This is a genomic window from Serratia fonticola (assembly GCF_001006005.1).
Classification (GTDB): domain Bacteria; phylum Pseudomonadota; class Gammaproteobacteria; order Enterobacterales; family Enterobacteriaceae; genus Chania; species Chania fonticola.
On the sequence record NZ_CP011254.1, the window covers coordinates 5813029 to 5835104 of the forward strand.

At 51.5% G+C, this 22076-nt stretch carries 20 protein-coding genes; 5 read left to right on the top strand and 15 right to left on the bottom strand.

Annotation, left to right across the window (positions count from 1 at the left end):
• Positions 1-265: 265 nt before the first annotated feature.
• Complete coding sequence (locus tag WN53_RS25800) at positions 266-877, top strand: helix-turn-helix transcriptional regulator (RefSeq protein WP_024485199.1); 612 nt, start codon at positions 266-268, stop codon at positions 875-877.
• 188 nt (positions 878-1065) lie between these two features.
• On the opposite strand, the gene WN53_RS25805 is transcribed toward WN53_RS25800, so the two are convergent.
• Positions 1066-1734, bottom strand: coding sequence for a sulfite exporter TauE/SafE family protein (locus WN53_RS25805; protein WP_235166975.1), 669 nt, complete (start codon positions 1732-1734; stop codon positions 1066-1068).
• 186 nt (positions 1735-1920) lie between these two features.
• Here WN53_RS25805 and WN53_RS25810 point away from each other — a divergent pair, with 186 nt between their 5' ends.
• On the top strand, positions 1921-2811 hold the full coding sequence (locus WN53_RS25810) for a LysR family transcriptional regulator (protein WP_024485201.1): 891 nt from the start codon (positions 1921-1923) through the stop codon (positions 2809-2811).
• Between the two features lie 50 nt (positions 2812-2861).
• On the opposite strand, the gene WN53_RS25815 is transcribed toward WN53_RS25810, so the two are convergent.
• The 4 genes from WN53_RS25815 to WN53_RS25830 form a co-directional block, all read right to left on the bottom strand.
• A complete protein-coding gene (locus WN53_RS25815) occupies positions 2862-3155 on the bottom strand; it encodes a chorismate mutase (protein ID WP_024485202.1) in 294 nt (97 codons plus the stop codon).
• A 108-nt stretch (positions 3156-3263) separates the two neighbouring features.
• On the bottom strand, positions 3264-4880 hold the full coding sequence (locus tag WN53_RS25820) for an Ig-like domain-containing protein (RefSeq protein ID WP_024485203.1): 1617 nt from the start codon (positions 4878-4880) through the stop codon (positions 3264-3266).
• Positions 4881-4956: 76 nt separating this feature from the next.
• Positions 4957-5655 (bottom strand): ZirU family protein, encoded by a 699-nt coding sequence (locus tag WN53_RS25825; protein ID WP_024485204.1) that lies wholly within the window; start codon positions 5653-5655, stop codon positions 4957-4959.
• Positions 5656-5737: 82 nt separating this feature from the next.
• Positions 5738-8431: a ZirU family protein gene (locus WN53_RS25830; RefSeq protein WP_158645296.1), complete on the bottom strand. Its 2694-nt coding sequence runs from the start codon at positions 8429-8431 to the stop codon at positions 5738-5740.
• A 378-nt stretch (positions 8432-8809) separates the two neighbouring features.
• Between WN53_RS25830 and yfcG the strand changes: the two genes are divergently transcribed.
• From yfcG to WN53_RS25845, 3 genes are all read left to right on the top strand, one after another.
• The gene (yfcG, locus tag WN53_RS25835) at positions 8810-9439 is read left to right on the top strand and encodes a GSH-dependent disulfide bond oxidoreductase (RefSeq protein WP_024485205.1); all 630 of its coding nucleotides are present in this window, start codon (positions 8810-8812) and stop codon (positions 9437-9439) included.
• A 157-nt stretch (positions 9440-9596) separates the two neighbouring features.
• Positions 9597-9974, top strand: coding sequence for a dihydroneopterin triphosphate 2'-epimerase (folX, locus tag WN53_RS25840; RefSeq protein WP_021178565.1), 378 nt, complete (start codon positions 9597-9599; stop codon positions 9972-9974).
• Between the two features lie 26 nt (positions 9975-10000).
• Entirely contained in the window at positions 10001-10906 is a 906-nt protein-coding gene (locus tag WN53_RS25845; protein ID WP_024485206.1) for a TIGR01777 family oxidoreductase, read from the top strand.
• 93 nt (positions 10907-10999) lie between these two features.
• Here the strand turns inward: WN53_RS25845 and WN53_RS25850 are convergent, their stop codons facing one another.
• From WN53_RS25850 to folC, 10 genes are all read right to left on the bottom strand, one after another.
• On the bottom strand, positions 11000-12160 hold the full coding sequence (locus WN53_RS25850; RefSeq protein ID WP_235166974.1) for a fimbrial protein: 1161 nt from the start codon (positions 12158-12160) through the stop codon (positions 11000-11002).
• Between the two features lie 974 nt (positions 12161-13134).
• Positions 13135-13908, bottom strand: coding sequence for a histidine ABC transporter ATP-binding protein HisP (hisP, locus tag WN53_RS25855; RefSeq protein ID WP_024485208.1), 774 nt, complete (start codon positions 13906-13908; stop codon positions 13135-13137).
• A gap of 16 nt (positions 13909-13924) precedes the next feature.
• Positions 13925-14632: an ABC transporter permease gene (locus tag WN53_RS25860; protein ID WP_024485209.1), complete on the bottom strand. Its 708-nt coding sequence runs from the start codon at positions 14630-14632 to the stop codon at positions 13925-13927.
• Positions 14629-15315, bottom strand: a complete 687-nt coding sequence (locus tag WN53_RS25865; protein WP_046808387.1) for a histidine ABC transporter permease HisQ — start codon at positions 15313-15315, stop codon at positions 14629-14631. Before WN53_RS25865 ends, WN53_RS25860 begins: the two co-directional genes overlap by 4 nt.
• Before the next feature lie 96 nt (positions 15316-15411).
• Entirely contained in the window at positions 15412-16194 is a 783-nt protein-coding gene (gene hisJ, locus WN53_RS25870) for a histidine ABC transporter substrate-binding protein HisJ (protein ID WP_024485210.1), read from the bottom strand.
• Positions 16195-16491: 297 nt separating this feature from the next.
• Complete coding sequence (locus WN53_RS25875; protein WP_024485211.1) at positions 16492-17064, bottom strand: UbiX family flavin prenyltransferase; 573 nt, start codon at positions 17062-17064, stop codon at positions 16492-16494.
• 147 nt (positions 17065-17211) lie between these two features.
• Positions 17212-18729, bottom strand: a complete 1518-nt coding sequence (gene purF, locus WN53_RS25880; protein ID WP_021178572.1) for an amidophosphoribosyltransferase — start codon at positions 18727-18729, stop codon at positions 17212-17214.
• 21 nt (positions 18730-18750) lie between these two features.
• On the bottom strand, positions 18751-19251 hold the full coding sequence (gene cvpA / locus WN53_RS25885; RefSeq protein ID WP_024485212.1) for a colicin V production protein: 501 nt from the start codon (positions 19249-19251) through the stop codon (positions 18751-18753).
• A 721-nt stretch (positions 19252-19972) separates the two neighbouring features.
• The gene (gene dedD / locus WN53_RS25890; RefSeq protein ID WP_024485599.1) at positions 19973-20716 is read right to left on the bottom strand and encodes a cell division protein DedD; all 744 of its coding nucleotides are present in this window, start codon (positions 20714-20716) and stop codon (positions 19973-19975) included.
• On the bottom strand, positions 20717-21982 hold the full coding sequence (gene folC, locus WN53_RS25895; RefSeq protein WP_024485600.1) for a bifunctional tetrahydrofolate synthase/dihydrofolate synthase: 1266 nt from the start codon (positions 21980-21982) through the stop codon (positions 20717-20719).
• Positions 21983-22076: the final 94 nt, after the last annotated feature.

The window sequence follows — 22076 nt, forward strand, 5'->3', positions numbered from 1 at the left end:
TTTTCAATATAAATCAATGGAATGAGTAAATTTCATGGCTTACTGCGAGTATGTCGCCTATTGCCCACATTGTGATATTTCCATCGAGTTGACAGGGAACGTTCCCCCCTACGTTGAGGGGGCGGGTAGTTGCTGGATGTGCAGTAAGAAACTCATCCTGATTTTCAGAAAGTCGGCAAAAAACCGTGCACGCCATCGACAAGATTGCGGCTCATCCGCCAACCTGCGAACCAGCTAGGATTATTACTGATTAGGACGATCAACTATGCCTGATATTCATATCTACACGGTGAGTAATGACCGCTATTTCTCTGCTGGTTTGCATGCGCTGCTCAGGCACGGTGAAACCTTACCCCACAATAAAATTGCGTTGCATGAATTGCCCTTCGAGAAAGAGACATTTGAGGTTCAGACCCTATCGGAACTGAAAAATAGCGCCTGTGATTTTCTGATTTTGGATTGCAGCTGCGGCTTTATTAATTATTACGGCGCCTGTTCCGCGCTCTATGCCGCCCTGGAGCAGGGCACGCTGGCGGCCAGGATCATCTTGATGTATGAAAACAGCCTGTGCCTGACCAACCCGGATATGTACAACCACTTTATCACTCTAGATAAAAATGCCTGTGTGGAGGATATCTTGCTAGCGATTTTCCCTCGCCAAACGGTACAGGATGAGTTTGATGCCGATGTAGAGGAAGCCATGAGTCGGCAGTATCTGACCGGCCGAGAGCTGATCGTCATCAATGAAATCTACAGCGGTGCGCAGCCTTATGAGATCGCCAAAAAACTCAAGCTCAGGCTAAAAACCATCAACTGCTATAAAAACCGGGCGATGAAAAAGATCTGCAGTAAAAGAACGTTGGATGTATACGCTTAACGGCCTGTTCGCCAGGTTGGCTCCCCCTTCATCGGTGGCGGTTTCACCTTGGTCAGAAGTTGCTTCAAGAGGGTTGTCCCCATAGTTCTCGTCTGGGTACTCCGCGCGACCAAAGTCGGGAGTCAACATCACTCTATCGTATAAGCTGCATTGGCATCCTCTGTATCCTGTCCTACAGGTCTGATGAATCAAACAAAGGGGCGTGAAATCAACTCCATTCCGAGCACAATCAGAAACAGGAGAAAACACTGCCTGAAACGTTTGGCACTAATGCGCGCCCGCACTTTCTGCCCCAGCCACATCCCAACCAAAGCAGGCAATATAGATAAAAAGGACAGTGAAAACTGCTCTACCCTGAAAGCATCATGCAGATAAAGCCCCACGGCCAGCGCCACGGTAGAAACTGTGAATGACAGCCCCAGGGCCTGAACGAGTTCATCTTTACTGAAACGAAGCGACTGAAGAAAGGGAACGGCTGGCATAACGAATACGCCTGTTGCACCGGTGATTATACCTGTCACGCCGCCAATAACCGGGGAAAGCCATTTCTCCCTGGCTTGAGAAACCGTAAACGACGGTGAAACCAGCGCAAAAGCAGCATAAACGATTAAAGCCACGCCCAGAGCGAATGCTGACCAGGCCGGATTAATGGTGATAAGAAGCGAAGATGCTGACACTGTACCAGCTACAATAAGCAGCATCATCAGCCACAGACGGCTGATAATCAGCCTCACTGAGGGGCCGGTAAAAAGCTGCAGCATATTCGTCACGAAAGAAGGAATTACCAGCAATGCCACCGCGATCGGAAGTGGTATAAACATGCCAAGCAGCCCCATTGCTACTGTTGGCAGTCCCATTCCGGTCACGCCTTTTACAAAACCGGCAAGGATAAATACTAATGAAAGGTAGATATACAACTGTTCGCTCACAAAGTTTGCCCTGACATAGGATTTTCAGTGATTCAATCATCTCACCTGTTAGTAGACAATCTGGTTTAAGCGGGTCATGCTTCGGATAACCCGAAGGATGAGGTCAATATCCCTATGAAACTGGATCTTTATGATTTGAAACTTGTCGTCTGTATCGCTGATGCCGGAAGCATTACCCATGGTGCACGATGTGCCAACCTGGCCGTTGGTTCGGCCAGTGAGAGACTTAAAAACATAGAGGACGATACCGGGGTGAAGCTGTTTTCACGACATCCGAGGGGCGTCAGCCTTACAGAAGCCGGTGAGGTCCTCGTACGCCATGCCCGGGAAATACTGTCCCAGCAGGAGCGGCTTAAAGCTGAGCTCGGCGCTTATGCAAAAGGAGTCAGAGGAAAAATAAAGTTATATGCCAATACCTCAGCGATGGCTGAGTATCTGCCCGGCAGGCTTGCAAAGTGGCTTTCAGAGCACCCGGATGTGAGCATTGAGCTGGAAGAGAGAACAAGTGCGGATATCATTAACAGTATAAGTAATGGTATAGCTGAAGCAGGACTCGTTTCAGATGCGGTAGACGCCCGGGAACTCATGCTTGAACCAATGACAGATGACAGGCTTGCGCTTATCGTCCCACCCTCTCACCCGTTTGAACGCAGAGATAAAATCTCTTTCTCTGATGTGATCACAGAGCCTTTCATTGGTTTATACCCCGGTAATGCGCTGCAGGACTACATCAATGAGCATGCCGAAGACCTTGGCCGCCCACTGACTTATCGCGTCAGAATGAGCAGTTTTGAAGGGATTGGTGAGATGGTCAGTAGCAGTATTGGCGTAGGGGTTCTTCCTGTATCAGTAGCTGAACGCTTCAGTAAAAAATTTCATTACCATATATTACCGCTAACCGATCAATGGGCACGACGGCGAATCTGCATTTGCTATAAAACACAGGATTCACTGAGCCCAGCCATGAGAGAATTGATCGATTTTCTCAGGGTACAAGATTTATAAACTTCCCTGTTATGCCAGATTAACGCTGTCCTACTCAGCCTCAGGTGGTGTTAAAAATTTTGTACCAGACTTCGGTGCTGTTCCAGCTCATAATCAATAAATGCGTTAATCATCGCACGGTAAACTTTTTCAATAATGTCTTCGGGGAGTCCAACCACAGCGGCTTCTGCCCTCACCTTATCAATGACCCTCTGAACCCTGTCAGGCGCACGAACAGCATCCTGATCTTTTTTGAATCCAGCGGCTGCTTTCACCAACCGGCCACGTTCGGCAATGAGTGAAACAAGTTGGGAGTCGATACCATCTATGGCCTTTCTCACGTCTTCGATAGAAGAAAAATGCATTTACGTACTCTCTAGCTAGTTCAAAAGTACACGCTATCATAGCTATCGATGACTGCCCTACCCTTTTTAAGCTTCCTATAAGGTTCTGGCTGCCTTTACCACATTCGCCTATAGAGAGGTTGAGCAAGTCACATAAGTTACGCCGTCTAGCGGGAAACTGAATAAACTACCGTTCCCCAGGTAAACATAATGCCGTTCGTTACCGGCAGCGGTAAGCTCCCTCACCCAATAGTTACCCGCAAACCAACCGTTAGAGTATCGGCTCATGCTGCCCCATTCATTCCACAATCTGGCATTGGCATCCCGGTTGGCCCCTGTCTGGGCTATGGGAGTTCGGTCTGTCAGCTCACTATAGCTCGGCACCGCGTAGCCGCCCCCTTGGGAACTGCACCAAGCGGCAGCCTCACTAACCCCTATAAGGAAGTAGCTATTATTTCTGAACCAGCGGTTGACGGTAAATTGATAGGTTAACGTTGAGCCATTGCCTGTATGTTCGGCCGTAATGGTGACCCTATTATTAGCCGATGTAGGTTCTTGATTAAATCTCACATTACCGCTGCCATCCACGCTGGCCCAGCTCTGATCGCTACTCCAGCTATAGGAGCTGTTCCCGGCAGGATCCTCGCCAACCACCAACTGAAATTCCGCACCGGTAAAGCCTGTTTTAGGGAAGCCGTCATCAGCCGAGAAAGAGGCGCCGTTGGCCAAGATATGCGTCATCTGCACATCAGCAAAAAACGCAACGTTGACGGTAGCTGAAACGCCATTGGCGGTGGTGGCGGTGACATCACTATTGACGGCAGTGTCACTGGTCAGAGCTATTTTTACCTCACCGTTGCTGTCCGTCACGCCACTGGCAGCCAGCAGCGTTACGCCGTTGGTCGCGGTGAAGTTTACCGTTTCACCCTCAATACTGTTGCCATGGCGGTCTTCGACATAGACCTGCACATTATTATCGTCGATACCATTGGCCAGCGCATTGTCCTGGGTGACTTCCGCATGCACAACCTCCACTGGGCCAGCAACAAACAGCGTATTGACCGACTGAGCATCATCATCAATCCTGGCCGTTACCTGAGTGGTACCGGCGATCACATTCGTCACATAAGCCGTTGCCTCGCCCCCAATTCCAGTTTGCGCACTGGCCGAAATCGCGCCCATATTATCGGCATCGAAAAGCACCGTTGCGCCCACAACAGGTGTACCGTCCAGATACTGAACGGTAGCGTGTACGGTGTTCACCTCCAACCCATCGGCAACCGCCCCCAGAGGAGACTCAGCCCATACCAGGTTGGAAAGCATCCGCTGCCACTTGATATTGATAGGGCTGGGTAGCTGAACCGGCAGTCCTTCACTTGGAATGGTAATATCGGGATTGGTTTGAGGGGTTACGATCACGTTCAACGCACTGCCCGCCAGGATGTTGCTGAGCTCCAGAGTATAACTGGGGCTGGTTGCCCCATTAATGGCAGCACCGTCCAGCGTCCACTGGTAGGTCGTTCCCTGTTCCGCATCGCCATCCACATCATTGAAGGAGGATGTCACGGTAATCACCTCCCCGGCCCGCGGCTTGACGTTGTCTACCGAGAGCGTAGTGGTCGGTGGCCGCCCGTGGACTGGCTGGGTAGATTGATGGACAGCCTGCACCACCTGGCTCATCACGACGATCAGAACCAGTAATATCCTGAATACAAAAACCTTAAAGATATTATTGCGATGCAACATCCAGCGTATCCATCATACTGATTTGTTAAACCAACTGGCCCAGGCACACCTTAAGCATGCCTGGGCTGACTCTTGATTACTGAGCTGCAGGGTTGCTGACAACTACCTGAACTCTCAGTCTCTGGTCTGTCCGTACAGGGGTGTATGTGCTGCTTGTTGCCCCGCTTATGTTGCTGTAAGTATTTGTTCCCTGGCCAGTTTCAAGCTGCCACTGGTAGGTCACGCCATTACAGGTACCACCCGCACAGGTTGCTGTCGCAGTCAGAGTAGAGTCAACCTGTGGATAGCCACCAACTTCACCGGTAACCGTCACGCCGGTGACTGTCCCACCCGCAATAACTGTCAAGGTATTAGAGGGAACCACTAAACCCACGGCCGGATCGGTAATGGCCGGGTCGGTGTGCGGAGTCACTAACACGGTAATAGCTTTGCCCAAGTCTCCGGCAACAATGGTGTAGGTATTATTGGTCGCTCCTGCAATATCTGCACCATCAGCCTGCCATTGGTAGGTTTCCGGTATCGCCGTATCACCATCCGCATCGCTGAACGCCCCTGCGGTACCGACACTCAAGGTATCTCCGATATCGATCAAACCGTTGCCACTGGCATTGTCAGAAACGATGGTGCTCTGCGTCACTACCGGGGCCCGCCCTCTTACGGTAGAAGTCGGGCTGGAGGTCACCGCCGACCAGGCAGAACCGACTATCAGCATGCTGAGCAACATTCCCGATAGCAAAGGAACCAGCCCTCTGCGTGAGCCAATCTTGTTGTTCATTGTTTTCTTTCCTCTGCTGTACTCAAAATCAATGTTTGAATCACCTTCCAGACCTGCCTGGAAGAATGATAAAACCCCGGTCTTAATGCGATACCACTCGAACAGCCCGTTTCTGTAAGTTTGCCGTCACCGTCAATGTTTCTGAGGTTGCGCCAGGAATAGCGACAAAGACCCCCGAACCTGCAGATGACTCCACTTCCCACTGATAATTCATAGGTATTCCGTTACACAAAGCAATTGAACACATTGCAACGGCCAGGAGGTTATCCCCAACGACAGGATGCCCAGTCAGCTCGGTGCCGTTGCTGTATATCAACAATTTGACCGGTGTTTCTGGTACAAAAGAGATCTCTGTACTCGCCAAGTAGTCACCAATAGAGGCAGTAACTGTGACGACTCCGGCATTAACATTGGCTAGCTCCACCGTCACCAGCCCCTCATTATCTGTTCTGGCCATAGGGGACAGGACCGTCGCACCATTGTCTACCTCAAACTCCACTGCGGTAGCATCGATAGGATTGCCATGGCTATCGGTTACCCTTGCTTCAACCTTATTCACATCGACGCCATTAGCGTATGCATGATCGCTAATCACCATCAGCTCAATGGTGGCAGCGCTGCGATCGGCGGTGAGCACCACGTCGTGTGACTTCATCTCCACGGCGGCACCATTTACTGTAGGAACTACGGTTACCGTGCCTGCGACTGTTCCACTCAGTTTGGCGCTGTACACGCCGTTATTTTCCGTTACCGCGCTCAGAGTCACTTCGGGAATGCCCGTAACCTCAAAGGCCACCGTTAACCCGTTAATCGGCTGGTGATTGTTATCCAGGGCAGTAAAGTCCAACATACTGGTCTGTAAACCATCAGCAATAATTTCTGCCGGTTCTACGCTAAAAAGGGAGTTTTCCGGGCTCAGTACCTGACTACTCGCGATTAAATTAACTTTAGCTGAAGCCAGAGAGATATCATTAATTGTTGGAGCAATAATAGCTTCTCCCTGGGAGAAACCTGCCGTTAACTGATAGGTGTAGACCCCCGGTGCGGTCTCGGTAACGGTACTCAACAGCGGGTTACTGATAGGCTGGGTTGTCCCCGTATTCGGTGTAAAATGCAATTCCGCTATCAGTTGGTCCCCCATTCCCTGAACCGGCAAGTTGTTAAGGTCTTTTAAAGTCAAGGTAACCATGCTTTTGGTAACGCCATCAGCAGGTATTTCGACTGGGGAAGCCTGAGTGCTGGAATTGACTATGCTGACATTTTGTTGCGTGACAACGATCTGCGTGGTACTGCGGTTTGAAGCATTGCCCTGATTATCATAAGCCACGGCAGCTAAGGTGTAGTTATTATTGCCAGCCATAAAAGGGGGTAATTTTAGCGAAATGCTTTGTGAGGATGTTTGTATTACCATCCCCCCGGCAGCCACCAGCGATGCGCTATCCCAATCGATGCGTTCAAGCCCATATTTCGCCGTCACCTGTGCATCCACTTTGATCGTTTCAAAAGCACTTCCGGTCATTTGATCGGGCAATGCCAATTGGATTAACGTTTGTTTCTGGTACTCCAGCACAATCTGGTTATTACGCTCCACCAGATCATAACGGCTACCGGCCAGAGTACGGCTTGCAGCCACCGCAGAGGGATCAATTTGCGCCTGCCAGGATTCCCCCAGACGGTAGTTCAGTTGCATACTGATGCTGCTATCGTTACGGCTACCTTTACCTGCACGGTGCTCTGCTCCAATAGTGATCAGGGGGATCGGTGTATAGTTGATCCCCGCGGTGACCGCATAGGGATTTTTCTGCCGGTCATCCTTGCCAAACAATGCCACTTCGTCACCCCGGTACTGCTCAAACATCAACTTTCCACCCAACTGAGGATAAGCGGGCAAATAAGCCTCTGCCCGCAGATCATAGCCGTTGGCAGGGCGCTCATTGTAATCGGCAAAATCCCGGGATTGATGCCAATCGGTGAGAGCCAGATAGCTGTTAGCCGATAGCTTCAGGTAATCCGTCCAGGCTTCAACCCCAAAACCGACACGGTCGTTCTTACCCGTCATGTCACGATCATAAAAGGCGTTAACCCCATACATCCAATTATCTTGCACAGTCCGAACGCCCGCCCCGAGATTCACGGTGTTGCGGCTGTCTTTGTTTCTCATCCCTAACTGGCTGAATAAAAGCGATTTCTTGTCATCATAAAGCGGTACCAGAAGATCTACCGAGCTCCCTTCCAGGCTGAAGTCATCATTAAGATTAAGTTGAACGCGCGCCGTACCATACGAACTCAGCCAATGTTGTGCCGAATCATTGATTTCACCCACCACCATCGAACGCGCCATGCCTGCCGCTGCCAACGGAGTGTTATCATCGGCTAACAGTGTGGTCCCCTTTAACAGGCCATGTGCCAGCCTCTCATTATGTTGAGAAAGGGGTACCACTGGGGAAGCTTCCGTTTGCTGGTTTTTTAAGCGCAATGATGCTGCAGTCGGGATATCAATTTCATCGCCGCTCCCCAGTTGATTGAACGGTTTTGAAAATGAGCGAAACTGATTAGCCTTTTTTAACTCATCCAGCGTAATATGCTGTTTTTTGGCAACACTATAGACTGTCTCACCTAACGATAAGGTATATGGCTCGGTTTCATACAGGGTAACAGGCTTGGTTAGGGGAGCCGGGGCAAGCATTTTTGCTATTACTGGGGCAAAGGAAAGGCTCAACGGAAATAACAGTTGCAAGGTAATATTAATCCACACAACAAGAGGTTTGAATGCCACGTAGGAAAACTCTAATGGGATATCAGTTAGAGTAGTTGGGCTTTGGTTTCTTCACAAATGGGAGGAGGCATTGAACAACACTATAGTGGCTTCAAGCAGAGGCACGCTCCCGTCATCAGCGGTTGTTGAACCAGTCCAGCGTGGTTAACTCTGCTGGCTACGGTAAAGCATTTTCCTTCATACGCCCTCTCCATCTGCGATACTCCGCATGACCAAAGCCTGGATCGAACATCACGCTATCGTATAAGCTGTAACGGTACCCTCTGCATCCGCAATAGGGCCGGATTGATAAATCCCATGCGGATGCTCGCATAGCCTCAAACGAACCAACCGATCTATGCTCATCTTATCTTGATGTTTTATAAGGAGTATTATCATATGATTGATCTGTATTACGCACCGACTCCCAATGGGCACAAAATTACCCTGCTTTTGGAGGAGGTTGGTTTACCTTATCGTATCCATCGCGTAAATATCAGTGCTGGCGATCAATTCGCACCAGCGTTTCTGGCCATTTCTCCCAACAACAAAATCCCGGCCATCGTCGATCAACAACCCGTTGACGGTGGGGCCCCCATAAGCCTGTTTGAATCGGGCGAGATCCTGCTCTATCTGGCAGAGAAAACCGGTAAACTACTCAGCAAAGGGGTTCGCGAACGGGCAGCAACGCTGCAATGGTTATTTTGGCAGGTTGCCGGATTTGGGCCGATGCTCGGGCAAAATCATCACTTCAACCACTATGCACCGCAACCTGTCCCCTACGCTATAGAACGCTACCAGCAGGAAACCAAACGCCTGTATGGCGTACTGGAAACCGAGTTGCAACGGCACCCATACCTGGGCGGCGACAACTACAGCATTGCCGATATTGCGACTTATCCCTGGGTAGTGTCTCATCCACGTCAGCGCATCGATCTGGCGGATTATCCGGCGGTACGCAACTGGTTTGAACGCATCCGCAACCGCCCGGCAACGGAACGCGCCTACAAATTGGCAGATCAAGCCTAACGCTGCCCTCCCCCTCTCTTGCATCGGGTACACATCGGAGGGGGGAAACCGGTGTGATCTCCCCCGCGTTGCTCTCTTTAAGCGTCTGGCTACATTATCTTTTCTTCACTTTCCGTGTATTCTGAGTACAAACAATCAGACCTCCGGAGAATCTCTGATGCCATGCCAGCAACCCGATGCCATTATCCGTATTAAAAACCTGCGGTTACGCACCTTCATCGGTATCAAGGAAGAAGAAATCAACAACCGTCAGGACGTTCTGATCAACGTGGCGATCCACTACCCGGCAGACAAGGCGCGTAACAGCGAAGACATTAGTGACGCCCTCAACTATCGCACCATCACCAAGGCGATCATTCGCCATATTGAAGACAACCGCTTCGCGCTGTTGGAAAAATTAACTCAGGATGTGCTCGACATAGTGAAACAACATCCATGGGTAACCTATGCTGAAGTAGAGATAGATAAATTGCTGGCCCTACGTTATGCAGACTCGGTTTCCATGACCATGAGTTACCGACGGGAAACCGCTTAGCACTCACCCTACCAGGGAGGCCGACCATGAAGATACTGATTACCGGCGCAACTGGGTTGATCGGCAGTAGCCTGACCAGGCAACTGCTGCACCTTTCGCATGAACTCACCCTGTTGACGCGCAACGTCGCCAAGGCACGGGATAAGTTCGGCGATCGGCTCAGCTACTGGGCTTCGCTTGATGAACAACGCTCTCTGGACGGCTTTGATGCCGTGATCAACCTGGCGGGTGAGCCGATTGCCGACAAACGCTGGAGCAAGGCGCAGAAAGAACTGCTATGCCGCAGCCGTTGGGATTTGACCGAACGACTAGCCACGCTCATCGCCGCCAGCAATACGCCACCTTCGGTACTGATTTCCGGCTCGGCGGTCGGTTATTACGGCGATCAGGGCCAGGCGGTGGTAACGGAAGAAGAACCTCCGCACGATGAATTTACCCACCAGTTGTGCCAACGCTGGGAGGCTCTGGCCTTACGGGCACAAAGTAGCTACACGCGCGTTTGTCTGCTGCGTACCGGCGTTGTGTTGTCGCCTAAAGGTGGAGCGCTGGCGAAGATGCTGCCGCCATTCCGTATGGGGTTAGGCGGGCCGATCGGCAATGGCCGCCAATATCTGCCCTGGATCCATATCGACGATATGGTCAATGCCATCATTTACCTGTTGGACAACCCTCCGCTGCGTGGGCCCTTCAATATGGTGGCACCTTATCCGGTGCATAATGAACAGTTCACCGCCACCCTGGCCAAGGTGCTGGATCGCCCAGCGTTTCTTCGTGCGCCAGCCTTTGCCATGCGGTTACTGATGGGTGAAGCGGCGGTGTTGGTATTAGGTGGGCAACGGGCGGTGCCGAGGCGGTTGGAAGAGGCGGGATTTGTTTTCCGTTTCTTTGAGCTGGAACAGGCGCTGGATGATGTGATCAATCAGCAGGCTTGACCCCTCACCCCAATCCTCTCCCACAGGGAGAGGGAGCTTTTAGCCCCCTGCTCTGTTGGAAGTAAAAGAGGTTATGTCAGCAAACTTGATGGATTAGTAATAGTTGATCGTAAACACCACTTTGCCATTTGCTTTGCCCGGCGTAGGAGTCGCAGTCGTTTGAATATAACGGGCAGCCAGGGGAACGCGAATTGCCGAGTTGCCGTCTTTTGGTAGCATCATTGATTGTTCCGCCGCAAGGTTAAACAGCGTCGGCGTTTGGCTGCTCTCCCCCCAACCTAATTGGATCCCTACGCCTGAGGCTGCCCCAGCGATCGTTGGGTCGATAGCCATAACACCATTGGCGGCATCCAGCACTTCGGTGGTCGGTGTCAGACGCACACCAATACTGTTATTGGTTGATGATGTATCAGGAGTTAAGCCTGTATTGAAATTTATCATCTTCGCAGGGTTGCTCTGATTATAAAAACCGTGGAATATCGGGCAATTAGTCAGGGTAATTGAAGCATCAACCCAAGGAGTGGTGGAGTTTATCATTGTAAAATAGTCATGTATTTCGTAAGACCCCAAAGTAACAGCAACATTAGGGGTAGCGCAGGTCTGTGTCGAGACGGTCAAGTTTCCCTGAAACGTGACGTTATTGAGCCGAAGGGGTAATCCTTGGATAGGGCTGGCGAAACGTGAATTCAATATATCATCACTGGCGGTGGGGAAACTCGATGCTTCAATCGTGTAACTTCCTGGCGTCAGCGGACCGATTTTGATCAGTGAAACGTAGCGTGTTGAACTACTTAACGTGGCGAAACTCCCACCATCACCGATCTCGATATCCTCATCACGATATCCCGGGGTCCCCATTACTGCTGCAGAACGATCGTTGTAGCGCGATATGGCAACGCCAATCCCAGGAATATTAGTGTTATACACGGCCCCGGCAAATGGCCCAGTATTTAACCCACTGAGTCCAAGAGGGGCATGAACAATACTGACAGCCCAGTTATAGTAAGCTGGGGGTTGATCGATCAAACACAGCATATATGAGGGAGTATTCGTCCAAGCGCCCTGATAAATAATAGTTCCTACCGGAATATCTGCGCCAACTGAAATTACCCCTGGGTTCAGTGGCACGATAAGTGATACGGTGCTTGACCCCTGATCAAACGCACAGGATTGTACGGCCCATCCACTGTAGCTAAATGTTGTTAACAATCCGCCGCCGAGCAATATCAAAATTTTTTTTATCGATAATTCCATGATATTAATCTCCCTTTTCTAGTAGGTCCTACCGACCAGAAAAGTCATTGGCGAGGTCAGACCTATATATGTTCTGTGGCCGTAGGCATTAGTATAGACCAAAACGCATGTAGTCACTCACCGTACTCCTTGGTCTTGCGTTATGCGCATATAAGGTGCTCGATCCCAACCTATTGGTGAGTGTTGACAATATCTAGTATCTTTTTATTTTCAATATTCAAAAGACATCCTTATTAAATAACATCACCACATTGAACATGAAAATCTTCTGTTGTTATCTAACCAGAGGGTTTGGCAATTGATTAAATACCGCACCAAAGATTGAAATAATTACCAGGTAGATCCCATAGCATATAGTAATAACAACTCCCGGTTGTCGATATCATTATATAATCAACCCCCTTCATAGCAACCTATTTGAAGCAATAACATTTAAACGTAAAAAGAACACAAAACAGAACTTAAAACCAAATATAACAACAAAGTAAAAGTATAAACCCAACAAATAACCCTCAAGCAGTTATTTATATAGAATATACTCCGCTACGTTTGTTAGCATAATAGACTTTAAATTTACAAATAACAGACCAGTCATCTACAAACATTATAAAAACATTTAAAATCAACCGATTAAAAAAAATTAGCCGATCGAGAATTATCTGCAAGGAAAGGTAAAAAAGTAGTTAACAAATAACTTGCTATTTCACATTAACCACTTGTTTACCGTTAAAATAATATGAGTAACAAATGGAATTCTACAAAAAAAATTCACAACTCTTTTTAATTAGATGAATTAAATTAATTTTATTAATATTTCACGCTAAATAAAATCCACCATTTTTCACGTAATCACGCCTTATCCTTAAAGGATAGATAGCATGGCATCTATATGATTAAAATAAAGAAATGGGTCATATTAGAAAAGAGAACAGGATTGCCCCCTCTTCACGCTTGAGGGGGCAAGAGTAAAATTCTTACTTCAGAGCACCAGAAAGGAACTGTTGTAAACGCGGGCTCTTAGGGTTACCAAACAACTCCGCAGGCGGCCCCTGCTCTTCAATCAGCCCCTGATGCAGGAAAATGACGTGGCTGGAGACATGGCGCGCAAACTCCATTTCGTGCGTCACCACCACCATGGTTTTCCCCTCTTCCGCCAATTTCTGCATAATGCGCAGCACTTCGCCCACCAGTTCAGGATCCAGCGCCGAAGTCGGCTCGTCGAACAGCAGCACTTCCGGCTCCATTGCCAACGCCCTGGCAATAGAAACGCGTTGCTGTTGCCCGCCGGAGAGGTGCACCGGGTATTTGATTTGCGCCCGCGCGTCAATGCCGACCTTATCCAGATAGCGCACCGCCCGTTCGCGCGCCTCAGCCTTGCTCAGCCCCAATACCTGGATTGGAGCTTCCATCACGTTCTCCAACACCGTCATGTGGCTCCACAGGTTGAAGTGCTGGAACACCATGGTCAGGCGGGTACGCAGCAACTGCAGCTGTTTCTTGTCAAAGACTCTAAGCTGGCCATCCTTGTCGCGCACCATACGAATATTTTCATTATTCAGGCTGATGGTGCCTTCGCTGGGCTTCTCCAGGAAGTTGATGCAACGCAGAAAGGTACTTTTACCGGAGCCGGAAGAACCGATAATGCTAATCACATCGCCCGCATTGGCCGCCAGGGAGACCCCTTTCAGTACTTCATGGTCACCATAACGCTTGTGCAGTTCGGTGACGGCTAATTTTTGTTCAGGCATGGTGGATCCCCGTCATTCATCGATGAGTTACGTGTGCCATCCAGCGTTTTTCTGCCCTGCGGAACAGGCTGATCAACGTATAGGAGATAATCAGATACAGCACGGCCGCAATGCCAAAGGCATAAAACGGCTGGTAGGTCGCCGCGTTGATATCGCGGGCCACTTTCAACAGGTCCGGCACCGTGGCGGTAAAGGCCAGTGCGGTCGAATGCAGCATCAGAATAACTTCATTGCTGTACGCCGGTAATGCCGAGCGCAGCGCCGAAGGCAAAATAATGCAGCGATACAGTTTAAAGCTGGAAAACCCATAGGCCCTGGCCGCTTCAATTTCCCCATGCGGCACCGAACGAATGGCCCCGGCGAAAATCTCCGTGGTATAGGCACAGGTATTCAGCGTTAGCGCCAAAATGGTGCAGTTTAATCCGCTGCGGAAAAACGCATTGAGCAGCTCCGTACCCCGCACGATTTCCAGGCTGTACATACCGGAATAAAACACCAACAGTTGTACGTACAGCGGCGTACCGCGGAAAACATAGGTATACAGCCACACCGGGTAGCGTACCCAACGGGTGGAAGAAACCCGAGCTACCGCCATCGGGATGGCCAACAGCCCGCCCATGACCACCGAGGAGATCAGCAGCCACAGCGTCACCGCCACACCGGTATAGCGATAGCCATCGGTCCACAGCAGTTGCTGCCAATACTGATGCAGGATATCGATCATAGTTCGGCCCTTTTGACGCCCAGTGAATAACGCCGCTCAAGCCACAGCAATACGCCGTTGGAAATCGTGGTGAACAACAGATACACCAAGCCTGCGACAATGGCATAGAAGAAAGGCTGATAGGTGCCCTTTCCTGCCAGCTGCGTGGCCTTTACCAGATCGTTGAGTCCAAGAATGGAGACCAAGGCCGTCGCCTTGAGGATCACCTGCCAGTTGTTGCCGATGCCAGGTAACGCGAAGCGCATCATGGCCGGAAACAGAATGCGGCGGAAAATCTGCGCGTTGGAAAAACCGAAGGCGGTAGCCGCCTCGATCTGACCACGAGGCACCGCCAGGTAGGCTCCCCGGAAGGTTTCAGTAAAATAGGCTCCGTAAATAAAGCCCAGGGTAATGATGCCCGCCCCCAGCGGATCGATATTAATCTGTGAGAAGCCAATAAACTCCGTCACGCTGTTGAGGGCAATTTGCAGACCGTAGAAGATCAACAACATCAACACCAGGTCCGGCACGCCACGGATCAAGGTGGTATAGGCACCAAAGATCGTGGAAATAACAGGGTTTTGCGAAAGTTTACCGCCAGCGCCGATCAAACCAATCACCACCGCCAGCAATACGGAGCTGAGGGCCAGCTCCAGCGTCACCAGAGCCCCCTCAAATATCAGTTGGGAGTAACCTTGTAGCATTTACGTCACCCTGTCGTCATTGAGCACGTCATGACACTCCAGCCAGAACAGGCCCGGAAAACCGGGCCTGTTGTCATAGAGAGTACCCGACAGGAATTAGCCGCCGTAAACGTCAAAGTCGAAGTATTTTTTCGCGAACTTATCGTAGGTGCCGTCTTTGCGCATTTCGGCAAAGGCTTTGTCCAGCGCCGCTTTCAGCTCGGTTTCATCCTTGCGCAGGCCCATACCGGTGCCGACACCAAAGAATTTATCGTCCTTCACCGACTCACCGGCAAACTCGTACTCTTTGCCTGGAGGCTGTTTCAGGAAGCCTTCGCTCGCGGCGACTTCATCTTGAAACGCTGCGTCAATACGCCCAGAAGCCAAATCCGCATACACCAGATCCTGATTCTGGTAAGGCACCACGGTCACGCCTTTTGGCTGCCAATTGGCATTAGCGAAGGCTTCCTGGGTAGTACCCTGCAATACGCCGATGCTTTTGCCCTTCAGCGCATCGACGGTTGGCAGGATCTTGGAGCCTTTTGGTGCGATCAGGCGTGAGTTGGCCGCAAACAGCTTGTCGGTAAAGGCAATTTCCTGCTGGCGTTTTTCGGTAATGGACAGAGAAGAGATGATAGCGTCGATTTTCTTCGCTTTCAGGGAGGGGATCAGCGCATCAAAATCGCTTTCCACAAAGATACACTTGGTGTTTATGCGTTTGCACAGCTCGGTGGCCAGATCGATATCGAAGCCAACCAGTTGGCCCTGCGCATTTTTCGACTCAAACGGCGCATAGGTAGGGTCGGTACCGATTTTCAGCGTGGAAGGTAATGCGGCGAATGCACTGCTAACCGCGCTCAAAGCCAAAACTAAAGGGAGAACTTTAACAAGCTTTTTCATAATTACCCTCAAATGGATATTTTTGCCGATGCCACTACGGGCATTACTTTCATCACACACAGGATCTGCAGTAATCATGCCACTTTGTCATTAGCGAGCGCGGGGAACGGCCACGCTCTGTTCAAACCTCTTCCCAGAGACAATGAACGACAAAATGAACGGCAAACTCGGGCTTCGCCATGGTTAACCTACAAGTTACTGAAACAGAGTGCATGGGGAAGCAGGATCATTATGATGCATCAATCGCACTAAATCAGTGCGATGTTGCACAAATGTATAAATTTGAGGGTGAATTAGTTAATTAACGCCTTGCCAACGCGTGAAGAGATCTTGCGGCAGTTCGATATCAAACTGGTCGATAACCCGATTAACGGTCTGATCGATAATATCATCAACGGTTTGCGGACGATGATAGAAGGCCGGTACCGGCGGCATAATCACCGCCCCCATCTCCGCTGCCTGGGTCATCAGCCGCAGATGGCCCAGGTGCAACGGCGTTTCACGCACGCAGAGCACCAGTGGCCGACGCTCTTTGAGCACCACATCGGCGGCACGAGTCAGCAGCCCATCGCTGTAACTGTTGACGATGCCAGATAACGTTTTGATTGAGCATGGCAAAATCACCATCCCCATGGTTTTGAACGATCCGGAGGAAATACTGGCGGCAATATCACGCGCATCATGCACTACATCGGCCAAGACCTGCACGTCACGCAGGCTCAGAGAGGTTTCCAACGCCAGCGTCTGGCGTGCCGCGTTGCTCATTACCAAGTGGGTTTCCACCTCTTCTACACCACGCAGCACCTGCAATAAGCGCACGCCGTAGATAGCGCCGCTGGCGCCGGAAATACCGATAATGAGTCTTTTCATCAAGCTGGCCTTTGTCGGGAAATATGCCGTAAGGATAGCCGAAGAGGGGTAGGTTTGGCAGCAACCTTCGTAGATTCGAGGTGGGAATAAGACAATGCACCGTAACCAACGCTACGGTGCACCGTTTTGGTGAGCTACGCGGGCGCGTTAGCCCTCGTTATGCATTTCCAGATTTTCTGCTTCCGTCTGGCCGCGCAACGCTTTGGCATCATCATTACGCAGCGTTTCCAGATATTCCAGATAGCTCTGGTCAACGTCTTTGGTCACGTAAATGCCGTTAAACACCGAGCATTCGAACTGGGCGATATCCGGGTTCTCTTCGCGTACTGCGGCGATCAGGTCGTCCAGATCCTGGAAAATCAGGCCATCGGCACCAATAATCTGGCGGATTTCGTCCACTTCACGCCCATGGGCAATCAGCTCCGTTGCGCTCGGCATATCGATACCGTACACGTTAGGGAAGCGGATCTCCGGGGCGGCAGAAGCCAGATAAACCCGTTTGGCCCCGGCGTCACGCGCCATCTCTACGATCTGCTCAGAAGTGGTACCGCGGACGATGGAGTCATCAACCAGCAGCACGTTCTTATCGCGGAATTCGGCACGATTGGCGTTCAGCTTGCGGCGTACCGACTTACGGCGAGCCTGCTGACCCGGCATGATGAAGGTGCGGCCAACATAGCGATTCTTGACGAAGCCCTGGCGATACGGCTTATCCAGAATACGGGCAATCTCCAGCGCGATATCGCAAGAGGTTTCCGGGATCGGGATCACCACGTCGATATCCAGATCTTCCCATTCGCGCGCAATCTTCTCACCCAATTTCTGCCCCATACGCACGCGGGCGCTGTAGACGGAGATCTTGTCCATAAAGGAGTCAGGACGGGCAAAATAGACATACTCGAACAGGCATGGATTGGTTTTTGGGTTCTCCGCACACTGGCGAGTGAACAGCTGGCCTTTTTCGGTGATGTACACCGCTTCGCCCGGTGCCACATCGCGCAGGAAGTCGAAGCCCAAGGTATCCAACGCCACACTCTCAGAAGCCACCATGTACTCACAGCGGCCATCTTCCAGCTCACGTTTGCCAATCACCAGCGGGCGAATGCCGTTAGGATCGCGGAACGCCACCAGACCGTGGCCGATAATCATGGCTACGCAGGCATAAGCGCCACGCAGTTGCTGATGCATCGCGGCAACGGCGGTAAAAATGTTGTCGGACTCCAGTGGATAATGCGGGAATCGGTCTAGCTCGGTAGCCAGCACGTTCAGCAGGATCTCGGAATCGGAAGTGGTGTTGACATGACGGCGGCCACGCTCAAACAGCTGTTGGCGCAGTTCGTGGGCGTTGGTCAGGTTGCCGTTGTGTGCCAGCGTAATGCCGAACGGCGAGTTGACATAGAAAGGTTGAGCTTCTGAAGCGCTGGAGCTGCCAGCCGTTGGGTAACGCACATGGCCAATGCCCATGTTGCCCTGCAGGCGCAGCATATGGCGGGCTTCAAATACATCTTTCACCAGACCATTTGCCTTGCGCAGGCGGAACCCATTATGGGCATCAATAGTGACGATGCCAGCGGCATCCTGTCCACGATGCTGGAGCACCATCAATGCATCATAAATCGACTGGTTTACCGGCATAAAACCGGCGATACCGACAATACCGCACATGTTGTCTTTTCCTCTAAGCCGCTACCGCCCCGGTAATTGGGTTGGTAAGAAACTCGACGTGCTTTGCAGATAGTCAAAGAACCATCTGATGATGTAACTGAACTGGGGGATCAGCTGTGACTGTTTCCAGTCCGCACTTTGCGACAGGGTGGTAAAGGTATCCAGGAAGAACAGTATCGCCGCTACGATCAACACGCCGCGCAGTGCGCCGAAACACACGCCCAGCACCCGATCGGTGCCCGATAACCCGGTTTTCTCTACCAATGACCCAATCACATAGTTAACGATAGCGCCCACAATCAGCGTTGCGATAAACAAAATGGCAATCGCAATGCCGTTACGTACCAGCTCATCTTCAAAACGGGTGAAGTAGGCTGCAAGGTATGGGTAGAAATGGCTGGCAACAAAGAACGCACATCCCCATGTCACAAGTGACAATGCTTCGCGAACAAAACCTCGGATCAGGCTCACCAGAGCCGAAAATCCAATCAACGCTATAATGACGTAATCAATCCAGACCATGAACTATTCCAATGATGAATCGCCCCTGCATCCAATCGCGGCGAATTCTAACAGAAAAAGAAAACGTTTGCGTAGCGGATTTCCCACCACGTAACAAATAAAAAACGGCGATGTTACCCTATGGATTTCAAGCTGCAGCTAGGCGACAAGCTATCTCATCCTCAGGAGCTTACGTTTAGTAAGTGACTAGGGTGAGATAGCGCAGGTAACAACGCTGCAGCTTGAAAGACGACGGGTATTAAAATTGCTAATCGCCGCGCCTACTTAGGATATCCGGCCCCTGAAAGGCACAATTTTAGTGGTGATTTAGCAATCCTCCTCCTTGAGCACTGTGGCCCCTCACCCTAACCCTCTCCCACAGGGAGAGGGGATCGTCCGAGTCGCGGTTAACGGTTGTGACACAATTCCGACTTTCCCGTACCTTCTCCAACAGGGAGGGGATCTTCCAAGTCACGGCTAGCGGTTGTGACACAATTCCGACTTTCCCGTACCTTCTCCAACAGGGAGGGGATCGTCCAAGTCACGGCTAGCGGTTGTGACACTACTCCAGTTCCCTCTTGATATTTTACAAGGGCATAGGAAAAACTACTGGCTTATACCCTATGGATTTCGAGTTGTAGCTAGGCGCCCAGCTATCTCATCCCCAGAAGCTTACTTTAGTAAGTGACTGGGGTGAGATAGTGCAGGTAACAACGCTGCAGCTTGAAAGACGACGGGTATATCAACGCGCGCTATACGCCTTCACCTGCCCGCTCAACCCACTGATCCCATTCAGCTCCGCCAGCGAAGCCTGCAGCTTCTGCTTCGAGGCATCTGGGCCAACGTAGATGCGGGTGATCTCACCCTGCACCGGCGTGGATGGCACGGTATAAGCCCGGTGCCCAGACAGGCGCAGCGAAGCGACGATCTCATTGACCTTGGCAGCATTCTTCAACGCCCCCAACTGCACCACATAGGCTTGACCAGCCGGTGCCTTTTCTTCAACCGCAGGTTTGGTTTCAGCCTTCGGCTCTGGTTTCACTTCCGGCTTTGGCTCTACCTTTGGCGGTGTTGGCACTGGCTTAGGTTTCACTTCCACCGGCTTCACTTCTACCGGTTTAGATTCCACAGGCTTGGGTTTGGTTGGCTGAACCGGTTTGGTTTCGATAGGTGGCGGAGCAACAACCGCAGGCTGCTGCGGTTGAGTCGTTTGATTAGCCGCCTGCTGGGCGGAAGCCTCGGCGGCGGCCTGCTGCTGCTCAACCAAAGCACCAGCCCCCTCCGGTGGAACCGAAGGTAGCGCCTGATTGGCCGGTGGGATCACGTCGATTTCATGAGCATCCCCCGGTTTGGGCACCAACGGGATCGCCGCAAACTCATCCTCATAATGCTTCTTTTTGCCGTCAAGCAGCCCCGGCAGGACAATCACCCCCAGGGCAACCAAAATCACGGTTCCAACCAGTCGATTCTGAAATTTACTTGCCACTCACACTCCCCGCCTCTCGTCTAACGCCGCCATCACGTGGGCAACAGTGTGGAAAGACCCACAGACGATCACAATATCCTGAATATCCGCGTCCTGCATAGCCTGACGCCAGGCAGTTTCGACATCGGCAAACTTGCGTGGTTCCGTTAAATACTGTGCCAGCAGCTCAACGCTGGCCCCGCGCGGGCCTTCCAGCGGCGCGCAGTACCACTCGTCCACCTGTTCGCTCAGGCAGGCCAACGTACCGGCAATGTCTTTGTCCGACAGCATCCCCACCACCGCGCGAACCACACCGCCATTGCAGGGGAGTTTCGCCAATCGCCCAGCCAGATAGGCCGCAGCATGAGGGTTGTGGGCAACGTCCAGGATCAACTGCGGGTTCTGCTGCACGATCTGAAAACGCCCTGGCAAAGCGGCCTGCTGTAGACCGGCAAAAATCGCCTTCTCGTCAATTTCCAGCGCCGAATAGTGCAGCGCAGCCAATGCCGTCGCCGCGTTCGCCAAGGGGACGTTAGGCATAGGGAGATCTGTCAGGCGTGTACCTCCCCCTTCCCATTGCCAGCGTTCGCCCTGTTCGCTGAACGACCAGGCTTCATCACGGCGGTACAGTTGAGCGTTGAGATCTTCCGCTACCTGCTGGATGCTATGTGGCATATCCGGCTCACCCACTACGGCAGGCTTGCCGCCACGGAATATCCCCGCCTTCTCGCGGCCGATGCTTTCACGATCGTGGCCTAGCCAATCGGTGTGATCCAAGGCAATGCTGGTCACCACGGCGACGCTTGGCTCAACGATATTGGTCGCGTCCAGACGCCCCCCCAGGCCCACTTCCAGGATCACTACGTCGAGCCTGGCCTGCTTAAACAGCTGTAACGCCGAAAGGGTGCCAAATTCGAAATAGGTCAGCGAGGTTTCCCCCCGGCCAGCTTCAATCGCGGCAAAGGAGCGGCTGTGTTCAGTCTCACTCAGCTCTTCACCCTGTATGCGCACCCGTTCGGTGTAACGCACCAGATGCGGTGAACTGTAAACCCCTACCCGCAGCCCGGCAGCCAGCAAAATGGCCTCTAACGTGCGGCAGGTGGTGCCTTTGCCGTTAGTACCGGCAACGGTAAATACCGTAGGAGCAGGAGTGAGAAGGTCAAGGTGCGCCGCAACGTGTTGCACACGCTCCAGGCCGAGTTCGATCGCCTGGCTATGCAGACGTTCCAGATAGTAAAGCCACGAGCTCAATGGCGACGTGGCTTGGGGAATTTGGTGGTTTTGCATGAGTCCCATCACTGACTTTGGGTTCATAAATCCGTAAGACGCATCGCCCTGACGACGTCAAAAGCGATGCTCTTCGTTTCCCGCCGCAACTTAG

What these genes read in the sequence shown, in the direction of transcription:
- purF (WP_021178572.1), bottom strand. Translation starts at nt 18,729, where the DNA reads ATGTGCGGTATTGTCGGTATCGCCGGTTTTATGCCGGTAAACCAGTCG.
- WN53_RS25805 (WP_235166975.1), bottom strand. Translation starts at nt 1,734, where the DNA reads ATGGGACTGCCAACAGTAGCAATGGGGCTGCTTGGCATGTTTATACCA.
- WN53_RS25810 (WP_024485201.1), top strand. Translation starts at nt 1,921, where the DNA reads ATGAAACTGGATCTTTATGATTTGAAACTTGTCGTCTGTATCGCTGAT.
- folX (WP_021178565.1), top strand. Translation starts at nt 9,597, where the DNA reads ATGCCATGCCAGCAACCCGATGCCATTATCCGTATTAAAAACCTGCGG.
- WN53_RS25850 (WP_235166974.1), bottom strand. Translation starts at nt 12,160, where the DNA reads ATGGAATTATCGATAAAAAAAATTTTGATATTGCTCGGCGGCGGATTG.
- hisJ (WP_024485210.1), bottom strand. Translation starts at nt 16,194, where the DNA reads ATGAAAAAGCTTGTTAAAGTTCTCCCTTTAGTTTTGGCTTTGAGCGCG.
- WN53_RS25845 (WP_024485206.1), top strand. Translation starts at nt 10,001, where the DNA reads ATGAAGATACTGATTACCGGCGCAACTGGGTTGATCGGCAGTAGCCTG.
- WN53_RS25825 (WP_024485204.1), bottom strand. Translation starts at nt 5,655, where the DNA reads ATGAACAACAAGATTGGCTCACGCAGAGGGCTGGTTCCTTTGCTATCG.
- folC (WP_024485600.1), bottom strand. Translation starts at nt 21,982, where the DNA reads ATGCAAAACCACCAAATTCCCCAAGCCACGTCGCCATTGAGCTCGTGG.
- cvpA (WP_024485212.1), bottom strand. Translation starts at nt 19,251, where the DNA reads ATGGTCTGGATTGATTACGTCATTATAGCGTTGATTGGATTTTCGGCT.
- yfcG (WP_024485205.1), top strand. Translation starts at nt 8,810, where the DNA reads ATGATTGATCTGTATTACGCACCGACTCCCAATGGGCACAAAATTACC.
- WN53_RS25815 (WP_024485202.1), bottom strand. Translation starts at nt 3,155, where the DNA reads ATGCATTTTTCTTCTATCGAAGACGTGAGAAAGGCCATAGATGGTATC.
- WN53_RS25820 (WP_024485203.1), bottom strand. Translation starts at nt 4,880, where the DNA reads ATGTTGCATCGCAATAATATCTTTAAGGTTTTTGTATTCAGGATATTA.
- WN53_RS25865 (WP_046808387.1), bottom strand. Translation starts at nt 15,315, where the DNA reads ATGCTACAAGGTTACTCCCAACTGATATTTGAGGGGGCTCTGGTGACG.
- WN53_RS25860 (WP_024485209.1), bottom strand. Translation starts at nt 14,632, where the DNA reads ATGATCGATATCCTGCATCAGTATTGGCAGCAACTGCTGTGGACCGAT.
- hisP (WP_024485208.1), bottom strand. Translation starts at nt 13,908, where the DNA reads ATGCCTGAACAAAAATTAGCCGTCACCGAACTGCACAAGCGTTATGGT.
- WN53_RS25875 (WP_024485211.1), bottom strand. Translation starts at nt 17,064, where the DNA reads ATGAAAAGACTCATTATCGGTATTTCCGGCGCCAGCGGCGCTATCTAC.
- WN53_RS25800 (WP_024485199.1), top strand. Translation starts at nt 266, where the DNA reads ATGCCTGATATTCATATCTACACGGTGAGTAATGACCGCTATTTCTCT.